Here is an 18605-nt window from a genome sequence, read left to right as displayed (position 1 = left end):
TTGTGAAGGTTTTTCCGGCAATGAGCGCGAGGTCGGGGCCTTAGAGCAGGCGCTTGCGCATCACCTGGGACAGGGTGTCGATCAGGGTCACGGCGACCACGATGACGATGGCGATGGCGGCGACGCGGCTGTAGTCGAAGGCCTGGATGCTTTCGAACAGGGTCTGGCCGATGCCGCCCGCGCCGATCAGGCCCAGCACCGTGGCCGCCCGGCTGTTGGATTCGAACCGGTACAGGGCGAAGGAGGTCCACAGGGGCGCCACCTGGGGGAAGACGCCCCAGACGATCTCATGCAGCTTGCCGGCGCCGGTGGCGCGCACCCCCTCGACGGGCCCCTTGTCGATCGACTCGACCGCTTCGGAAAACAGCTTGGCCAGGACGCCGCCGGTGTTCAGCGCAAGCGCCAGCACCCCCGCCAGCGGGCCCAGGCCGACGGCGACGATGAACAGGGTGGCGATCACCAGGTCGGGGATCGAGCGCAGCAGGTCCATGACCCGGCGCACGATGAAGACCATCCAGCCGGGCGCGATGTTGCGTGACGCCATCAGGCTGAGCGGCAGGGCCAGGAAGACGGCCAGGAAGGTGCCCCACAGGGCGATCTGCACCGTCAGCCACATCTGACCCGCCAGGCTGGCGGTCGGCTGGGTGAAGACATGGGTGAAGGCGGTCCAGAAGTCCCCGGGCGGAAAGATGGCGCCCCAGTCGGGCCGCAGCAGATCCGCCCCATAGGTCGAGATGTTCGACGAGCCCGAGAAGAGCCGGCCGATGTTCTGCATGTCCACCTTGCCGAAGCTGGCGATCAGGATGATCGCCAGACCGCCCCACAGCATCAGGTCGAACAGGGTTGAGGACAGGGGCTTCTTCGGCGCGGCGGGAACGGCGTCCGGGGCCAGGCCGCCGCGGGCGGCCTTGTCGGCGGCGGCAATCTCGGCGGCGGCGTCGGTCAAGGCTGGACCTCGCGCTTGGCGCGCAGGGCGGCCAGTTCGCGTTCGGCGGCGGCCACGGCGGCCTGGTCGTTCTTGGCCTTGGCCTCGGCCAGCTTCTGGTCGGCGACCATTTCCCGCACCGGGTCCAGATAGGAATCGTCTGCGGCGCGGAACATCGAATAGTTCAGCCCCGCCAGCACCTGACGTTGACGGTCGGCTTCAGGCCCCTGGCCCTGGCCGTAGGTCAGGAAGAAGCTGCGCAGCTTCTCCTTCAGCACCGGGTCCAGGTCTTCGCGGATGACGATGCCCGATTCCGGGATCGGCGGAGAGACCCAGATGTCCTCGATCTGCGACGCCAGCTGCGGGTTCTCGCGGCGCATGAAGACGGTGTTGACCGAGTTGGAGGTGGCGACGTCGACCACGCCCGTGGCCACGGCGAAGGCGTTGGCCTGGTGGCTGGCCGAGCGCACGGTCTTGAAACACTGGTTCGGCACGATGCCGCGCGGATTGAACAGGAAGGTCAGGGGCGCCAGGGTGCCCGAGGTCGACTGGGCGTCGCCGATGCCGAAGTCGTACTGCTTGCCGCAGGCCAGAACCTTGTCCAGCGTAATGCCCGAACCCTTACGCACGATCAGGGTCGAGGTGTAGCTGTCGCGGCCTTCCGGATCGACGATCCGGGCGATGACCTCGCCTTGGGCGCGGTCCACGGCCTCCAGGGCCGGCTTGGCCGAGAACCAGGCCACCTGGGTCTGGTTGAAGCGCATGGCCTCGATCAGGACGTTGTAGTTGCCCGCGAAGAAGGGCTTCACCGGAACGCCGATCGCCTTGGACATGTCGTCCAGCAGGGGCTGCCACAGCGGGCCGGACGAGGCCTGGCCTTCGGCCGACAGGATGGAGAAGGTCAGTTCCGACGGCATGGCGCCGGACGCCTTCTTGTCCTCGCCGCCGCCGCACGAGGCGACGCCCAGCAGCAGGACCGCAGCGCCGGCCGCCGCGAACAGACGACGGGAAAGAGATGTGCGGGACAGGCTCATGCCTTGGTCTCCCAGAACGCGTCCTCGAATTCGGGACCGTAGATGTCGATGAGGCGCTGGTGGTCCAGGCCCGTGGCGGGACCGTCATAGACGATCTTGCCGCCCTGCAACGCGATGACGCGGTCGCAGTAGCGGATGGCGTAGTCGACCTGGTGCAGGGTGACGATCACCCCCATGCCGTCGCGCCGGTTCAGCTCGACCAGCAGCTCCATCACCTTGCGGGCGGACACCGGGTCCAGCGAGGCGACCGGCTCGTCGGCCAGGATGGCCTTGGCGCCCTGGACGATGGCGCGGGCGATGGCGCCGCGCTGCTGCTGACCGCCCGACAGCGTGTTGGCGCGCTGGCCGGCGTAGTCGCTGACCCCGACCCGGTGCAGCGCGGCCATGGCCCGGTCCTTGTCGGCCTGGGGCCACAGGCCCAAGAGGCCCTGCCAGGTCGGCAGGCGGCCCAGCGCCCCCAGCATGACGTTGGAGAACAGGGTCAGTCGGCCGACCAGGTTGAATTGCTGGAAGATCATGCCCAGCCGCGCGCGCGCCTGGCGCACGGCGCCGGTGACGCGGCCGTCCTTCTGCACCGTCTCGCCGAAGACGCTGATCGTCCCCTTGCCGGGGTCGATGGACTGAAGGCCGGTGATGGAGCGCAGAAGCGTGGACTTGCCCGATCCCGACGGACCGATCAGGGCCACCATCTCGCCCGAGGCGACGGAGATCGAGACGCCGTCCAGCGCCTTTCGCGATCCGAAGGTCTTCGACACGTCACGCGCCAGGACCAGGCCTGGGGCGGCGGCTGTGGATGAACTCATGAACTCGCTGGGAAGGCTGTGGCGAACGGGCGCCGCATGACGCGACCGGGGCGTTTGGGCAAGTCTTAATCGCACGTCCGGCGCAATCTCGTCCAGACCCCGTCGTCCCTGCGTCGTTGCAGCCTGGTGTCGCAGCGGCCCTGTCAGCGCGCCAGGGCGACCGCTTCCAGCCGTCGGATGTCCGCCTCGATGGGCAGGGCGGCGCGCGATCGCTCCACGGCCGCCTGGGCCAGGACGGCGACCGGCTCGGCCAGCTGCGGCGTGGCCGCCAGCGCGGCCAGACCCTTCTGCAGCCGCATGGCGACGGCAAGATCGCCCGCCCCATAACGGGCGATCGGACCGAACAGGTCTTCCAGCAGCTCTTCGGCCGTGACCGCCGGCCCCAGCAGTCGGTCGCAGCGCGGCGGCCTGGGCCCGTCGTCTTCGGGCGTCTGAACCCAGACGTCCAGCAGCCGCACCCCCGTCCCGATCACCTGAATGGCCGTGCCGGGGTCGTTGACGCCGGGCGACAGGGCCTTGGCGGCGATCTCGCCCAGGACGATCAGTCCGAACCGCGGATCCTGGTCGAAGGAGCGCGAATCTCCCAGGGCGAAGGCCGAACGGAAATCGGCCTGGGCCTCTTCGTCGCAGGCCGCCAGGCTGATGCGCGCCAGCACCGCGCCGCGTCGTACGAAGGCGCCGGGAGGGGCGACGATCTCCACCTGACAGTCGCGCGAATCGGCCATGGCCTGAAGCCGAGAGGGATCGACGTTCTGGACGTAGCCGGTGCAGGGGGCGACGATCTCGGCGCCCGTGGTTAGCCGGCCCTCCCGGCCGCCGAAGAAGGGGGCGTCGCGCCGCGTTTCCAGGGCCTTCAGCGCGCGCGCCTCCACCAGGTCGATCGTATGGCCGACCCGCGCCAGGCTGGACAGACGGTTGATCCAGGCCAGCAGCCGAAAGGCCACCAGCCCGACCATGGCCAGGCTGACCAGGAACAGAATGGCCCGCCCGTTCTGGCCGTAATAATGGGCGTTGATCGCCGTCACCGAGACGATGGCGTAGAGGAAGGCGCCGACGAAGGTGGCCAGAGCCTTCTGGGTCTCGTCGTCGGAGGTCACCAGGGCGGCGACGCGGGGGCTGGCGGCTGTGGAGACCGACGTATAGGCCGTCACCATGGCGCCGACGGAGAAGGTCGCCACGCCCAGCAGGCTGGAGGCCAAGATGGTCAGGATGGATTCGACCGACTCGCCGCCCAGCCGTTCGGCCATGTCGTCGGGCACCCAGGGGGCCAGGGCTGCAGCCAGCAGGGCGGCGGCCACGCCCACCCCGGCGTAGGCGGTCGCCTTGACCCACAGTTGGCGCGTCCATTTGCGCCACAGGAACAGCCACCGATTCATTGCGCCCTCCAGCCGAGGCAACGGCGCAGAACCGCTGCGGTTGCCTGACCGCCGTTCAGCTGACCGCCGTCAAAGGGAATTGTGACAGTCAATTCGGCCTCGAACCCAGGCCCTGTCACGAAAAAACCCCTTTACATGACAGTCCAATGCCCCCATATCGCGCCTTCCGGCGGACCCCGTAGGTCTGATGCTGCGCCGCTAACGCCGGTCTGGGTTTAACAATTAGCAGGGGGTTACGTGAATTGCGCACGTACCAACTTCCCCTGGACCTGGTCCGTGAGCGGTCCCCTGAGCGTCCCGTCGCCCTCGTGCGGCCGCGCTCGGTTTCCGTAGCGGCGCGCTGGTTCCAGGATAATCTGAAAGCCGACGTCTTCTATGCGGTGAAGGCGAACCCGTCCGCCTGGGTCATCCAGACCCTGGTTGAATCCGGCGTTCGCAGCTTCGACGTCGCCTCTCTCGCCGAGATCGAACTGGTCCGTTCGGTCAGCCCCGACGCGCGCCTGGCCTTCATGCACCCGGTCAAGAGCCGCTCGGCCATCACCAAGGCCTATTTCGACCACGGCGTGCGGACCTTCTCGCTCGACTGCGTGGACGAGTTGAACAAGATCCTCGACGCCACCGGCGGCGCCGACGACCTGAATCTGATCGTGCGCATGGCCGTCTCGGCCGACGGGGCCGCCTACACCCTGTCGGGCAAGTTCGGCGTGCCGGTCGATCAGGCCCCGGCCCTGCTCCTGGCCACGCGCCAGGCGGTCAAGAACGGGCTGATGGGCGTCAGCTTCCATGTCGGCAGCCAATGCATGCGCCCGACCGCCTATCAGGCCGCCATGGCCCAGGTCGGCCGGTCGATCAGCCGCGCGGGCGTGATCGTGGATATCGTCGATGTCGGCGGCGGCTTCCCCTCGGTTTATCCGGGCATGGTCCCGCCGGACATGAGCGAATACGCCGACGCCATCCATCGCGGCTTCAACGAAATGCCGGTGTCGGAAACCACCGAACTGTGGTGCGAGCCCGGCCGGGCCCTGGTCGCCGAATCCTCGTCGATCCTGGCCCGCGTCGATCTGCGCAAGGGCGACGCCCTGTATCTGAACGACGGCTCCTACGGCTCCCTGTTCGACGCCACCCACTCGCGCTGGCCCTTCCCGACCAAGCTGGTCCGGGACGGCGAAGCCTCGGGCGAGCTGAAGGCCTTCCAGTTCTACGGCCCGACCTGCGATTCGATCGACCATATGCCCGGCCCCTTCTGGCTGCCGGCCGACATCCGTGAAGGCGACTTCATCGAGATCGGCATGCTGGGCGCCTATGGGGTGGCCATGACGACCGGCTTCAACGGCTATGGCGAGCATGAGATCGCCGCGGTCGAGGACGCCCCCATGGCCTCCCTCTACGGCCTGGCCCCGCGTTCCATCCCCACCGTGCGCACCACGGCGGAAGAGAACGCCCGCAAGGTCGTGCGCCTGTCGCGACCCAAGGGCAAGGCGGGCCAGCGCAAGAAGGCCCGCCGCTGAGCGCGGACTGAGACGAGCGGCCGACCCTGCTGAGGGTCGGCCGTCTCACCTGCCGGATGTTTCAATCGCCGGCCTTTCGCCCGGCTTTCCTGCGACGGCCGTGAGCCAGGAACACCCGGACCCCCTGTGCGATGAAGAGCGCCAGCGCCAGGGTCATCAGCACTTCGTTCGCCGATAGAATCCAATCCCCGGTCTCGACCCGCTTCGGCAACAGTCCGAACAGTTCGCGCGCCTTGCCGACCTGCCTGTCTTCGCCGCCCGCTGTCTTTTCGCCGATCCAGTAGAACATCTGGCCCGCGCCGAAGACGCCGGTCATTCCCAGAAGAAGGTTCAGAAGCTGACCGCGTTCAGCGGCCTCGTCGTCGGCCGCCTTCTGCGCCATATCGGCCCGCTTCTGCTGGCGGCGGGCCAGGTCGCTGGCGTGGTCCTCCAGGCTCTGGATCGCCAGGGACAGGGCCTTGTTCTTGCGGCTGACGCCCCGCAGCTCCTCCAGCTTTTTGAACACGTCCCGCTCGGTGTCGTAACGGAAGGGATTGGCGTGTCTGAACCTTTCGTACTGGGCGAACTCGGCCAGCTTAGCCTGGTTGATGGCGAACTCGGCCTGGCTCAGCCGGTCCTCGCCGTCCAGCGGCTCTCGATCCGCCAGGGCGCGGATGCGGGGATCGTCGGCGGGCGCGCGCTCGTCCACCAGGGCCTCGATCCGATCGATCCGGGCCATGGTCTTCTGCTCATGCTCCCGCGCCAGGAACTCGTTGTGCAGGGCCAGGGCGTGGATCAGGAAGGCGTAGGGGCAGGCGCCGATATAGTCGTTGCCGATCTCCAGGCTGCGGCTCTTGGGCACATAGGTGATCATGGCCCGGTGGTTGGCGTAGCGGACGAAGAACCGCTCGTCGCTCTGTTCGGAACTGTCGGGATAGATGGGGTCGATGCTGTCCAGGATCTCCGAGGTATCCTGGTTCATGAAGTCTATGATGTTCTGGTTGAATCCCGCCAGGAACAGATAGTCCAGACAGTCCGCCCGCGCGATTTCGAAAGCGGGAAGGTGATGCTCGATCGGCGTCTCCAGCCGGGGGCGCGCCTCGGCTTCGTTCGGCTTGCGAAAAGCCTTGATCTGGACGGCCTGGCCGGTCCGCATCGCCTCGACGAAATCCGCCATCCGCGCCTGCGGCGTCGCCCTGTCCGAGATCGGCAGCCACCGGCCTTCGTCGCCGCGCGCCGGGTCCGGCGTCGGATTGCGACGCACGAAGACCCCGTCTTCCAAGGCGGCCTCATAGTCCGCCCGGCGCTCGACCCAGTTCCAGAACTCAGGATCAGCCCTTTCGCCGGCCTTGGTCCCTGCGGGCGGGGCGCCCAGATGCACCGCCTTGGGCGGTCGGCCGTTCACGGGCTTGGTCAGGGCGCGGATGCGGTCCTGATACGGGTCGTAACAGAGCGGCTGCACCATCCGCTTGCGCGGCGCCGGGATCTTCGTCGCCTCGTCCACCGGCATCAGCCGGTCGAAGAAGCGTTCGTCGTGCAGCATGAACATGAAGCGCGACTTGGGCGCCTTCAGCCCCGGCGTCTCCATGACGGGCGCCAGTTCCAGCAGACGGGTTTCGAAACCGGGCCTGGGCGGCTTGGAGGGATCGAGTTCCGCCGCCAGACGGGGGAACAGGCGGACGGCGTCGCGCTCGAACACCGTCCTGACGAACGGCCAGAACCGCTGGGGCTCAGCCTGGGTCGGGGCCTGGCCCTCAGGGCCGGTCGCTCGCCTTACCCTGATGTCGTCCAAAGGACCGATGTCCAGCTTGGTCTCGCTGAAGACGTCCAGGAAGGGGTGGGGATCGGCCTCGGCAGGCTTCAGGCGCTGCGGGTCCAGCACATATTCCTTGGGCGCGGCCAGCTTCTGCAGCAGGGACAGGAAATAATAGGTCGAGGGGTCGTAGCCCGAGCGCCGGCGACCCTCCGCATCCACATAGCCGCCGCCGTAATAGTGGCTGAAGCTGAGGTGGTAGCTCAGGGAGCCGTCGTTGTGGGACAGCCAGAACCGGCGCAGCCGCACCAGCCGGTCATCGTCCATTCCGGGCGGATGGGCGTGAAACCGCACCCCCTCGGTGGTCCAGGAGACGGACTTGGGCAGGCTGAAGATCAGGTCTTCATGGCTTCGGATGGCCAGCGCAGCCTCGTCCAGGTTCTTGATTCCCGCATCGTCCGCCGTGGACAGCAGGAACTCCTGCAACTCGCCCCGGACTTCGCGATCGGCGATGTCGTTCATCAGGGGGTCGATGGCGTGGCCCAGGGCGAGGGACGGCAGATGGTTCCTCTGGGTCCGGCGAAAGACGGGCGGCTCGATCCGCTCTCCGGGCGCCAGATTCAGGGCCTCGGCCACCCGATCCGGCCCGATATAGAGCGACAGGGTCCAATACAGGGCGCCCGAGCGCGCCTGTTCATAGTCGTCCGTCTCCGGCCGCTCGCCTCGCACCGTCATCGACCTGCGGCCTCCCTCGCCAAGTCCCGGAAACTGTCGAACCCCGTCCCCCGGCCGGACCGCAGCCGCGCCAGGGCCGGGGTCATCGGCAACAGGGCCGCCGGCTCCCGGCGCGCGGCCAGGTCGGCGATCTGGCGCTCGGCCGCTCCGCCCGGCGGTCCGGCCTCGCCCTTCAGCACCGAGATCCTGAAGAAGCTCTCCAGATGGTCGTGCAGCAGACCCGCATCCACCGCCTCGCCCGGATAGTCGACGGCGGCGTAGATCAGCCCGTCCTCATCGTCCTGATCCGGCGACAAGGCCGGCTGGACATAGGGAAAGTCCACCACCTCGGCTCCTATCCGGGCCCAGATCGCCAGTCGATCCACCTGATCCAGGCCCGAACGCAGGGTGTCGGCGGCGGCCTCCTCGGGCGTCAGGCGCAAGGGATCGTTCTGTTCGATGAAGACGGCGGTCTGGGCGTTCGGACCGGCGTCCAGGGCCTGGGTCGCCAGTCGGCGCACCGCCGAAAGCGCCAGGCGCAGCAGGCCGCGCCCCCGCGCCGCCTCCTCGACATAGACATAGTTCAATGCGACCGCGATGTCCGGCGCCGAGGCCCGGTTGACGGCGGTGGCCAGGAAGTTGATCCCGCCCAGACGCGCGCCGCCTTCGTCCTCCAGCACCGCAACCAGTTCGCAGTGGGTGCGGCCGAACGCCCGGCGATGCGTCCGGTTCAGGGCCAGGCATTTGCGAAAACCCGCCAAATCCTCGCGCTCGTCCGGCAGGACGAAGGCCCGGTCATAGCCTTCGAAGAAGCGGGTCAGGATCGACGACTCCGGATCGGCCGAGGCGAGGGCGCGCACGCCCGAACCCAGGTCGATCGTCAGATCCGGCTGACTGTGCTGTTCCAACGGTCCCGCCCCCCAACAACGGCCAGTTGGCATGGGGCGCGCGGGCGACGCAAGCCCGCCGGACGGTTCAGGCCGCGCAGGCCTCGAACCCGGCCTTCAGCTCCGCCTCGTCCAGATCGCGGCCGATGAAGACGGCGCGGCTCCAGCGGCGTTCGTTCTCGCCCCATTCGCGCTGCAGGTCGCCCTCCAGGATCATATGGACGGCCTGGAAGACCAGGCGGCGGTCTTCGCCCTTCAGGTCGATGATGCCCTTGGCGCGCAGGATGTTCTGACCCTGTTCGCCCAGCAGACGGTCCAGCCAGGCGGTGAACTTCGCGCCGTCCAGCGGCCGGTCCAGCGACAGGGAAATCCCCTTGATGTCGTCCTGGTGGGCGTGACCGCGCGCCCCGTGGCTGTGGTCATGATCATGATGATCATGGTCATGGTCATGATGATGGTGGTCATGGCCGCAGTGTTCGTCATGCACATGGCCCTCGGCGCCGTGCGGCGGGTTCACGAAGTCCGGCTTGACCTCCAGGATCCGCTCCAGGTCGAAGGCGCCCAGGCCCAGCACCTGATCCAGCGGCACGTTCGACCGTTCGGCCCGCACGATCGGCGCCAGGGGGTTCAGCGCCCGCAGACGGGCCTCGACGACGTCCAGCTCTTCCGCCGTGGCCAGATCGACCTTGTTCAGGATGATCCGGTCGGCGAAGGCCACCTGTTCGCGCGCCTCCTTGGAGTCGTCCAGCCGCGCCATCACGTGCTTGGCGTCGACCAGGGTGGTGACGCTGTCCAGCTGTGTCTTGGCCTTGACGTCCTCGTCGACGAAGAAGGTCTGGGCCACCGGGCCGGGGTCGGCCAGGCCCGTGGTCTCGACGATGATGGCGTCGAAGGCCGGCTTGCCGGGACGCTGGCGTTTCATCAGGCCCGAGACCACCCGGATGAGGTCGCCGCGCACCGTGCAGCAGACGCAGCCGTTGTTCATCTCGAACACGTCCTCGTCAGCGCCGACCACCAGATCATTGTCGATGCCGATCTCGCCGAATTCATTGACGATGACGGCGTAACGCTTGCCGTGATCCTCGGTCAGGATGCGGTTCAAGAGGGTGGTCTTGCCCGCGCCCAGATAGCCGGTCAGGACGGTGACGGGGATCTTGCCGCCCGAACCCTGGGGGGCGGCGGTCGAGACGGGGGCGTCGAGGGTGTCGGTCATGGCCGCTAGATGGCGGCTGAGGTTCCGTTTGGGAAGAGGGGCCTTAAGCCTTCTTGACGAACTCGGTGCGCAGGACCAGGCCGCGCACCTTCTCGACATTGGCCTCGATCTCGTCGGGGTCGCCGGTCAGGCGGATGTTCTTGACCAGGGTCCCTCGCTTCAGCGTCACCCCGCCCGAACCCTTGACCTTCAGATCCTTGATCAGGGTCACGTTGTCGCCGTCGGCCAGGATGTTGCCGTTGGAGTCCTTGGTCACGTCTTCGGTCATGGCGAAGCTTCTAGCGAGGGGATCGCCAAATATCCACGCTAAAGATATGGCTATTGCACAATGCCTCCTCCCCACATCGTGGGGAGGAAACAGTTAGTCCGGCACATTGGCCTCCAGCTCGTCCAGCCAGACCCGCGCATTGCCGTCCGACGGGGCGCGCCAGTCGCCGCGCGGGGACAGGGAGCCGCCCGTCACCACCTTGGGCCCGTTCGGCAGGGCCGAGCGTTTGAACTGGGCGGTCTGGAAGAAGCGGATCAGGAATTTCCGCAGCCAGGCCTTGATGGTCGCCAGGTCGTATTCGACCTTTTCATCGTCGGGGGTGTTGACCGGCCACTGTCCGGCGCCGGCGTTGCTCCAGGCCTGGTGCGCCAGGAAGGCGACCTTGGACGGCGCCATGCCGAAGCGGCTGATGTAGAACAGGAAGAAGTCGTTCAGCGCATAGGGGCCGACCGTCCCCTCGGTGGACTGGATCGCCCCGTCCTTGGCGGGGACCAGTTCGGGCGAGATCTCGGTGTTCAGAATGGCGTGCAGCGTCGGGCTCGCCTCGGCGCCGACCAGTTCGCGATCGGCCACCCAGCGAATCAGATGGCGGATCAGGGTCTTCGCCACCCCGCCGTTGACGTTGTAATGGCTCATATGGTCGCCGACGCCGTATGTGGCCCAGCCCAGGGCCAGCTCCGACAGGTCGCCGGTCCCCAGCACAAAGGCCCGGTTCTGGTTGGCCAGACGGAACAGATAGTCGGTTCTCAAGCCCGCCTGAACATTCTCGAAGGTAATGTCGTGCACCGGCTCGCCCGCCGCATAGGGGTGGCCGATGTCACGGAACATCTGTTCGGCCGCCGGGCGGATGTCGATCTCGGCCCCCGTGACCCCAAGCGCCTTCATCAGGGCCCAGGCATTGGACTTGGTCCCGTCCGAGGTGGCGAAACCCGGCATGGTGAAGCCGAGAATATTGGTTCGCGGCAGGTTCAGCCGGTCGAAGGCGCGGCAGGCGACCAGCAGGGCCTGGGTCGAATCCAGCCCGCCCGAGACGCCGATCACCAGACGTTCGCCCTTGGTCGCCGCCATTCGGCGCATCAGGCCCTGAACCTGGATGTTGAAGGCTTCGTAGCAGTCCTGATCCAGCCGCCCCGCATCGTCCGGCACGAAGGGGAAACGGTCCAGCGGCCGGATCAACGCGAATCCTCCCCCCCTGGGGGAGGTGGCGCGGCGCGCAGCGCCGTGACGGAGGGGGCCGCCCCAACCCCTCCACCGCTTCGCGGTCCCCCTCCCCCCTGGGGGAGGAACGTCGCGCGCCATGAAGGGGACGACGGTCGCGGCCTCCCCCTCGTTGCGGGCGCAGTCGGCGAAGGTGCCGTTTCTCAGCCGGTCCAGGCCGATCCGGTCCACGTCGATATCGGCGATCGTCAGATGGTTCTCCAGGGCGAACCGTTCGCCCTCGGCCAGCTTCGTTCCCAGTTCGTGGATGGTCGCCTGACCGTCCCAGGCCAGGTCGGTGGTCGATTCGCCCCAGCCCGAGGCGGCGAAGACATAGGCCGACAGGGTCCGGGCCGAATGGCTGGCGCTCAGCATGGCCCGCTCGTCCGCCTTGCCGATGACGATGTTGGACGCCGACAGGTTCAGCAGGATGCGCGCCCCCGCCAGGGCCGCCCGGGTCGAGGGGGGCAGGGGCGCCCAATAGTCCTCGCAGATCTCGACCGCAAAGACGAAGCCCGGCCGGTTCACCGCCTCGAACACCAGGCCCGGCGCGAAATCCACCGTCTCGCCGTTCAGCCGGATCACATCCTCGGTCCGCGCCGTCGCCGGGGCGAACCAGCGCTTCTCATAATATTCGCGATAGTTGGGCAGATAGGTCTTGGGGACCACGGCCAGCACCTCGCCCCCGCCCATCACCACGGCGCAGTTGAACAGGGCGTCCCCGTGGCGCAGCGGCGCCCCGACCACGGCGATCAGCTCATGCTCGGCCGTCGCCCCCCCGGTCGCCTGGGCCAGGACCGCGACCTGCCGCTCCACCTCGTCCAGCAGGGCCGCCTGCATGTGCAGGTCGTCGATCGCATAGGCGGACAGCGACAGCTCCGGAAACACCATCAGGTCCACACCCTGGTCCGCCGCCTGCCGGATCAGGGCCAGATGCGCCTGAGCGTTCGCGACCGGATCGCCCACATGGCTGACCGGCGTCGCCGCCGCCACCCGCACGAAGCCGTGGGTCTTGGGCGAGAAAAAGGGGTGGCTCTCGGTCATCGCATCGTCCGCATCACCCGGCCCGCGCCGGCCGGACCTCTATAGCGGGGAATGACGTACGGCGGGAATGGTTCGGCGGCCCCTCTCTCCCCCCCCCCCCCCCCCTTGGGGAGGGGGGACCGCCGTAGGCGGTGGAGGGGGCGACGCCGCACCGCTGCCAGACGCTTCACGCCCCCTCCGTCTCGCCGCTTCGCGTCGATCCACCTCCCCCAGAGGGGGAGGATTTCAGACGGCTTCACCGCGCCTCGTCCGGCCTCAGGGTCAGCACCCGCACCCCGTCGGCCGTCACCGCCACCGTATGTTCGAACTGGGCCGACAGCTTGCCGTCGGCCGTCGTCACCGTCCAGCCGTCGTCCTCGGTCCGCACGGTGCGCACGCCCTGGTTCAGCATCGGCTCTATGGTGAAGACCATGCCTTCCTTCAGGGTCAGGCCGGTCCCGGCCCGGCCGAAATGCAGCACCTGGGGCTCTTCATGCATCTCGCGCCCGATGCCGTGGCCGCAATAGTCGCGCACGACCGAATAGCCGGCCGCCTTGGCGTGGCGTTCGATGGCGAAGCCGATGTCGCCCAGCCGGGCGCCGGGCCGCACGGCCCTGATCCCCTTCCACAGGGCCTCATAGGTGGTGCGCACCAGCCTGCGCGCCTGGGGCCCGACCGAGCCGATCAGATAGGTCTTAGACGAATCGGCGATGAAGCCGTCCTTCTCAAGCGTTATGTCCAGATTGACGATGTCCCCGTCCTTCAGCACCTCGTCCGCCGAGGGCACGCCATGGCAGACCACGGCGTTTCGCGAACTGTTCAGCACGAAGCCGTAGCCGTACTGACCCTTGCTGGCCGGCCGCGCCTTCAGCTCATCGACGATGAAGGCCTCGACCCGGTCGTTGATCTCCAGGGTGCTCATCCCCTCCAGGGGCAGGCCGTCCAGATGGGTGAAGACCTGGGCCAGCCGCCGCCCCGCCTCGGCCATCAGGGCGATCTCGGCCGGGGTCTTGGTCATGCCGCCGCGCCCGACAGGTTCGGCGTCTCCACCCCTGCCGCCCGCAGCTCGCGCGCCATCAGTTCCTGAAAGCTCATCCCCGGATGGGTTTCGCACAACATGCCCAGCCTGATCCAGAAGGCGGCCTGGGCGTTGATCGACCGATAGGAGGCCTTGCTGGCCCGCCGCAGCTGTTCGTGCAGCTCATCCTCGATATTGACGATGCCCATGGGGTGGTCCTGATATGATTCGAATACGTTTCGTATATCTATTCCTCGCGGCGCGGCGCAAGCCGGCTGCGGGAGGTCCCCAGGTCCGAAGCGACGTCGCCTCTGCAATATCAATCGGTTGCGGCTGCTGGAGCCAATCGACCCTTCGCCCCGCCACACCGGCGCATAATGGGAATAGCGACGGAGGGGAGATGCAATCGGACACATCGGACACATCGGACACTGTTCTTCGCGCGCCGAGGCCGCGTCGCCGACCTTCCCGCGACTGCCCTCTCCGACCCCGGTTCGGCTGCGCCGAACGCCGGCCTGCCTCTCCCGCCGACGGAAGATGGGCGGTCCGCCCGACCGGACACATCGGACAGTTCGGACACTGTTTTTCCGACGCCCGCCCCTGCCGCAAGGCGGCGGATCGTCCGACGTCGCGAATGCGGGTGACGCCGGGGCTTGCGGGAGCTAAAGCCCTGTCATGACCGATACGCCGAAAAAGGGCTGGTTCCAGCGCCTGTCGCAAGGGCTCTCCCGCTCCTCCAAACAGATGACCGACCAGGTCGTCTCCGCCTTCGTCAAGGAGCCCCTGTCCGAGGCTTCGCTGGAGCAGCTGGAAGAGCATCTGCTGGAAAGCGACCTGGGCCCCGCCGCCGCCGCCCGCATCGTCGAGCGGTTCCGTTCCCTGAAGTTCGGCAAGGACGCCCCCGAACGCGAGGTCAAGGAGGCCCTGGCCGAGGCGGTCGCCGCCGAACTGGCGCCGCGTCAGGCGACCTTCGATCCCCTGTCCGGCCCCAAACCCTATGTGGTCCTGTTCGTCGGGGTGAACGGCTCGGGCAAGACGACGACCCTGGGCAAGATCGCCGCCGATCTGACGGCCAAGGGCGCCAAGGTGATGATCGTCGCCGGCGACACCTTCCGCGCCGCGGCCCGCGAACAGCTGAAGGTCTGGGCAGAACGGGCCGGCGCCCATTTCGAGAGCCGCCGCGACGGGGCCGATGCGGCGGGCCTGGCCTTTGACGCCTATACCCGGGCGCGGGCCGAGGGGTTCGACGTGGTCCTGATCGACACGGCCGGGCGGCTGCAGAACAAGTCGGCCCTGATGGACGAACTGCTGAAGATCGTGCGGGTGCTGAAGAAGGTCGATCCGGACGCCCCGCATGACACCCTTCTGGTGCTGGACGCCACCGTGGGCCGTAACGCCCTGGCCCAGGAACAGATCTTCGGCCGCACCGCCTTCGTCACCGGGGTGGTGATGACCAAGCTGGACGGCACGGCGCGGGGCGGGGTGCTGGTGCCCGTGGCCCAGGCGTCCGACGCCCCCCTGATGCTGATCGGCGTGGGCGAGGGGGTGGAGGATCTGCAACCCTTCGACGCCCGCGCCTTTTCGCGCTCCCTGGTGGGGCTGGAGGACTGAGATGACCGACGCCCCCGCGCCTGCGCCCGAGAGCAAGAACCGCCAGTGGATCCGCCAGCTGGTCGATTTCGGGGCGCTCGCCGCCTTCATGATCAGCTATTTCACCACCCGCGACATGATCTTCGCGACCTGGGTCCTGGTCGGCGCCTCGGCCCTGGCCCTGGTCGTCGGCTATGCGGTGGAGCGGCGCTTCGCGCCCCTGCCGCTGATCACCGGCCTGTTCGCCCTGGTGTTCGGCATGCTGACCCTGTTCACCCACGACGACCTCTATGTGAAGCTGAAGCTGACGGTTCAGAACGGGCTTCTGGCCGTGGTGCTGCTGGGCTCCATCCCGCTGAAGAAATATCCGTTCAAGGCCCTGCTGGGCTCGGCCCTCCGGGTCAATGACGCCGCCTGGCGCACCTTGACCCTGCGCTACGGCCTCTATTTCCTGGCCGTCGCCCTGTTGAACGAGGTGTTCCGCAGCCCTGAGGCCGTCACGGCCGTCTGGCATGCCCTGGGGCGTGAGACGCCCAATCCCAACGACGTCTGGACCAGTTTCCGGGGCGTTCTGTGGATCGCCGCCTCCCTGTTCGGCCTGTCCCAGGTGCCGCTGATCATGAAGAATATGATCAAGGACGAAGAGCCGGGTCCGATCTCGCCGGACACGGGCCTCTGATGGCGGAATGACGGGAGCTCACAGACAAAATGTCGCGTAACCGACATACTTCTCGCGTCAAATCGTAAAGCCCCGCTGATACGCATGCGGACGAAAGACACTCGGGGGACGGTCGATATGGTCAAGTCTGGCAAGGCGGCGCGGAAGGTCGGGCCGCTGGGAACCTCGCCCAGCCATCTGATGCACCGGGCGCTGCAGCTGGCGCTGGACATCTATTCCGAGGAAATGGGCCCCGACGGCCTGACCCAGCGTCAGTTCGCCGTGCTTGAGGCCGCCTCGCTGAAGGCCGGCCTGACCCAGACCGAGCTGGTGCGGATGACCGGCATCGACCGCTCCACCCTGGCCGATCTGGTCACGCGGATGACCGCCAAGGGCCTCCTGGAGCGCGAACGCTCGACCCTGGACGCCCGCGCCAAGGCGGTTCGCCTGTCGCCGGAGGGCGCCGCCCGACTGGAGGCCGCCCGCCCCCTGGTCGAGACCGCCGACAAACGGATCATGGCCCTGCTGCCCAAGGGCCAGCGCGACGCCTTCCTGACCCAGTTGGCCGAACTGGCCGCCGCCGCCGACGCCGCCCCCGACGCCGCCAAGGCTGAGGCCAAGGCCGCCAAGAAGGCCGCGAAACTGGCCGAGAAGGAAGCCAAGAAGGCCGAAAAGGCCGCCAAGAAGGCCGTCCGCCCCGCCAAGCCCGGCAAGGCCAAGAAGCCCAGGCTGAAGGTGGTCGAGGTCGCCTGACGGCGGGGAGGCGGCGAAACGGCTTGCGTCGCACGCCAGGGGCTGAGACCCTCCCGGCATGGCTGATCCGACAGACCTGCCCGGAGGCGTGGTTCATGACCTGCCCGCCGATCTGGCGGAGGCGGTGAGCCGTGACGTCGCCGCCTGCGCCACCTGGATGTCGATCACGCCCCTGGCCCGCAACGAATGGATTTGCTGGGTCGAGTCGGCGAAGAAGACCGAGACCCGGCTGAAGCGGATCGACTGGGGCCGCGAGAACCTGAGCGACGGCAAGCGCCGCCCCTGCTGCTGGCCGGGGTGCCCTCATCGCGAGAAGGGGACGGGCGCGGCTTAGGCGGCCTTCGGGTCCGCCTCCCGTCCAAACCGCAAGGCCGGCCTCTGCGGCGTCCAGAACCCCTCCACCGCTTCGCGGTCCCCTCCCCGCAAGCGGGGAGGAGACAGGAGGGCGCAGCAGCGTCTGTTGTGAGGTCAGACGTTGATTTCGCAAATCGACCCATTGCGGACGTCCGAGCGTGCGCCAACAGTGACTTGCGCGGCTAAGGCTCTTTGGCCGTTGGCGTTGGCGCTGGGTGTAGCTCGCGATACCGGGCCCTAGCTGCGTCGCGCTCAGATTTAGACAGCTTCCATCCAAGCTCAGGATAGAAGAAGCGATGACACCCTTTCACCACGTCGTCCTTGTTTTTGATGGGGTCGTAGAACGTTACGCGCACGTCAAACTCAGGCCGCATGGCATCTAGCGATTGGCGGCTGATGCCAAAGGTTATCGTCTGCTCGTGAAAGGCGTGCGGCTGGACGACCTTCTGGTACACCACGGACCAACGACCATCGCGAACATAGGGCTGATCGCTTCCGGTGAACGGCTCATCGCGAGCCTCAGCGCCCTTGAGATCGGCAGCGACCCACGTAACGACGACGGGGTACTTGCGGCGATTCCAAAGCTCGACTGTGATGGCGAGATTCGTTGTGTCTTTGTCCTTCACTGCTCCGCGCCCCATTGTGGCGTTGTGAAGCAAAAGGGCTGGCTTCCATCCGACGTTCTGGCGATAGCTGAACAGAAGCGCTACGGCGGCGATGAGAACTGACGCTATGGTCGAAGCGACTGAGGCGATGGCTCCAAGAGTGATTGTCATTCGTGTCCCGAATCTAAACCGCGTCACGCTATTAGCCGAATGAGCGGCTGTCCCGCCTTCGGCTAGACAAGGGGTCAACACATCGCCCCTCCAACGTCCGCTTTCCACCCCAAACAGTCCTTCGCAATGTCCGCCTTTGGGCCCCAAGCCGTCATCCTCGGGCTTGACCCGAGGATCGAGCGGTCCGCCGCTGGTGCGATGATCCTGGCGCAGCGCCCGATCGGCGCCCGGTCCTCGGGTCAAGCCCGAGGATGACGAGGCAGGGGGCGGTAAGAGCCCCTCCACCCGCTGCGCGGTCCCCCTCCCCGCAAGAGCGGGGGGAGACAGTCGTCCGCTTCAGCGCTTCCTCAGCCGTTTGGCGTTGGCGACGGCGGTCTTGTGGATGGGGGTCAGGGCGGCGGTCTGGGCCTGGGTCAGTTCGGCGCTCAGGGTCAGGGTCTGGCCGGCGGCGCGGCTCCACCAGCCCAGGGCGTAGCGGAACTGGGCCTGGGCGGCCGCGGCGGGGGTCAGGGCGCAGGCGATCTCGGTCGCGGCCTGCATCGCCCGCGCCCCCTCGTCCAGGGCCGCCTGGCCCAGGCGTTCGCCGACGGCGCCCGCGCGAACCGACAGGGCGGCGGCGGCGGCGGCCAGGGCCTCGGTCTTCTCGGTCGTCATCAGCGACAGCTCGGCCAGATCCTGTCCGGCCGGATCGGTCAGCCCCTGAACCATTCGCCCGGTGCGGGCGGCGATCACCTGGGCCGAGGCGTTCAGCAGTTCGGCGCCCAGCACCACCGGCG

At 67.6% G+C, this 18605-nt stretch carries 18 protein-coding genes; 6 read left to right on the top strand and 12 right to left on the bottom strand.

Going from position 1 to position 18605, the window contains the following annotated elements:
• Positions 1-40 precede the first annotated feature (40 nt).
• The 4 genes from phnE to BSP_RS00785 form a co-directional block, all read right to left on the bottom strand.
• On the bottom strand, positions 41-946 hold the full coding sequence (gene phnE, locus BSP_RS00800) for a phosphonate ABC transporter, permease protein PhnE (RefSeq protein WP_370513365.1): 906 nt from the start codon (positions 944-946) through the stop codon (positions 41-43).
• Entirely contained in the window at positions 943-1959 is a 1017-nt protein-coding gene (gene phnD, locus BSP_RS00795) for a phosphate/phosphite/phosphonate ABC transporter substrate-binding protein (RefSeq protein ID WP_054764039.1), read from the bottom strand. Before phnD ends, phnE begins: the two co-directional genes overlap by 4 nt.
• On the bottom strand, positions 1956-2762 hold the full coding sequence (gene phnC, locus BSP_RS00790) for a phosphonate ABC transporter ATP-binding protein (protein WP_152948970.1): 807 nt from the start codon (positions 2760-2762) through the stop codon (positions 1956-1958). The genes phnD and phnC overlap by 4 nt, the downstream gene beginning before the upstream one ends.
• A 143-nt stretch (positions 2763-2905) precedes the next feature.
• Positions 2906-4138, bottom strand: a complete 1233-nt coding sequence (locus tag BSP_RS00785; RefSeq protein ID WP_152948969.1) for a DUF2254 domain-containing protein — start codon at positions 4136-4138, stop codon at positions 2906-2908.
• Between the two features lie 242 nt (positions 4139-4380).
• On the opposite strand from BSP_RS00785, the gene BSP_RS00780 reads away from it, so the two are divergent.
• Positions 4381-5646, top strand: coding sequence for a type III PLP-dependent enzyme (locus BSP_RS00780; RefSeq protein WP_152948968.1), 1266 nt, complete (start codon positions 4381-4383; stop codon positions 5644-5646).
• Positions 5647-5707: 61 nt separating this feature from the next.
• Here BSP_RS00780 and BSP_RS00775 read toward each other — a convergent pair whose 3' ends face one another.
• The 7 genes from BSP_RS00775 to BSP_RS00745 all read right to left on the bottom strand — a co-directional run bounded on the left by BSP_RS00775 (position 5708) and on the right by BSP_RS00745 (position 13907).
• Positions 5708-8113, bottom strand: a complete 2406-nt coding sequence (locus BSP_RS00775) for a hypothetical protein (protein ID WP_152948967.1) — start codon at positions 8111-8113, stop codon at positions 5708-5710.
• Positions 8110-9000, bottom strand: coding sequence for a hypothetical protein (locus BSP_RS00770; protein WP_152948966.1), 891 nt, complete (start codon positions 8998-9000; stop codon positions 8110-8112). Before BSP_RS00770 ends, BSP_RS00775 begins: the two co-directional genes overlap by 4 nt.
• Positions 9001-9067: 67 nt before the next feature.
• Complete coding sequence (locus BSP_RS00765; RefSeq protein ID WP_152948965.1) at positions 9068-10192, bottom strand: GTP-binding protein; 1125 nt, start codon at positions 10190-10192, stop codon at positions 9068-9070.
• Positions 10193-10235: 43 nt separating this feature from the next.
• Positions 10236-10460, bottom strand: coding sequence for an alkylphosphonate utilization protein (locus tag BSP_RS00760; RefSeq protein WP_152948964.1), 225 nt, complete (start codon positions 10458-10460; stop codon positions 10236-10238).
• A gap of 93 nt (positions 10461-10553) precedes the next feature.
• Positions 10554-12701, bottom strand: a complete 2148-nt coding sequence (locus BSP_RS00755) for an NAD(+) synthase (RefSeq protein ID WP_152948963.1) — start codon at positions 12699-12701, stop codon at positions 10554-10556.
• Positions 12702-12936: 235 nt separating this feature from the next.
• Positions 12937-13698, bottom strand: coding sequence for a type I methionyl aminopeptidase (map, locus tag BSP_RS00750; protein ID WP_152948962.1), 762 nt, complete (start codon positions 13696-13698; stop codon positions 12937-12939).
• Complete coding sequence (locus BSP_RS00745) at positions 13695-13907, bottom strand: ParD-like family protein (RefSeq protein ID WP_007443174.1); 213 nt, start codon at positions 13905-13907, stop codon at positions 13695-13697. The genes map and BSP_RS00745 overlap by 4 nt, the downstream gene beginning before the upstream one ends.
• A 466-nt stretch (positions 13908-14373) precedes the next feature.
• Here BSP_RS00745 and ftsY point away from each other — a divergent pair, with 466 nt between their 5' ends.
• The 5 genes from ftsY (at position 14374) to BSP_RS00720 (ending at position 17781) form a co-directional block, all read left to right on the top strand.
• Entirely contained in the window at positions 14374-15309 is a 936-nt protein-coding gene (ftsY, locus tag BSP_RS00740) for a signal recognition particle-docking protein FtsY (RefSeq protein ID WP_152948961.1), read from the top strand.
• Position 15310: 1 nt separating this feature from the next.
• Positions 15311-15967, top strand: a complete 657-nt coding sequence (locus tag BSP_RS00735) for an inner membrane-spanning protein YciB (protein ID WP_152948960.1) — start codon at positions 15311-15313, stop codon at positions 15965-15967.
• Positions 15968-16084: 117 nt separating this feature from the next.
• Entirely contained in the window at positions 16085-16699 is a 615-nt protein-coding gene (locus tag BSP_RS00730) for a MarR family winged helix-turn-helix transcriptional regulator (protein ID WP_054764027.1), read from the top strand.
• A 58-nt stretch (positions 16700-16757) separates the two neighbouring features.
• Positions 16758-17033 carry a YdeI/OmpD-associated family protein gene (locus tag BSP_RS00725; RefSeq protein ID WP_152948959.1) on the top strand — a complete coding sequence of 92 codons (276 nt, stop codon included), beginning with the start codon at positions 16758-16760 and terminating at the stop codon, positions 17031-17033.
• 406 nt (positions 17034-17439) lie between these two features.
• Positions 17440-17781, top strand: coding sequence for a hypothetical protein (locus tag BSP_RS00720; RefSeq protein ID WP_152948958.1), 342 nt, complete (start codon positions 17440-17442; stop codon positions 17779-17781).
• 384 nt (positions 17782-18165) lie between these two features.
• Here BSP_RS00720 and BSP_RS00715 read toward each other — a convergent pair whose 3' ends face one another.
• Positions 18166-18597 (bottom strand): phasin, encoded by a 432-nt coding sequence (locus BSP_RS00715; protein ID WP_224764409.1) that lies wholly within the window; start codon positions 18595-18597, stop codon positions 18166-18168.
• Between the last annotated feature and the right edge of the window lie 8 nt (positions 18598-18605).

It is taken from the genome of Brevundimonas sp. Bb-A, assembly GCF_009394735.1.
GTDB classification, from domain to species: Bacteria; Pseudomonadota; Alphaproteobacteria; order Caulobacterales; family Caulobacteraceae; genus Brevundimonas; species Brevundimonas aurantiaca.
Note: the sequence above shows the minus strand (reverse complement) of the source record. Positions and strands in the feature narration are given on the sequence as shown.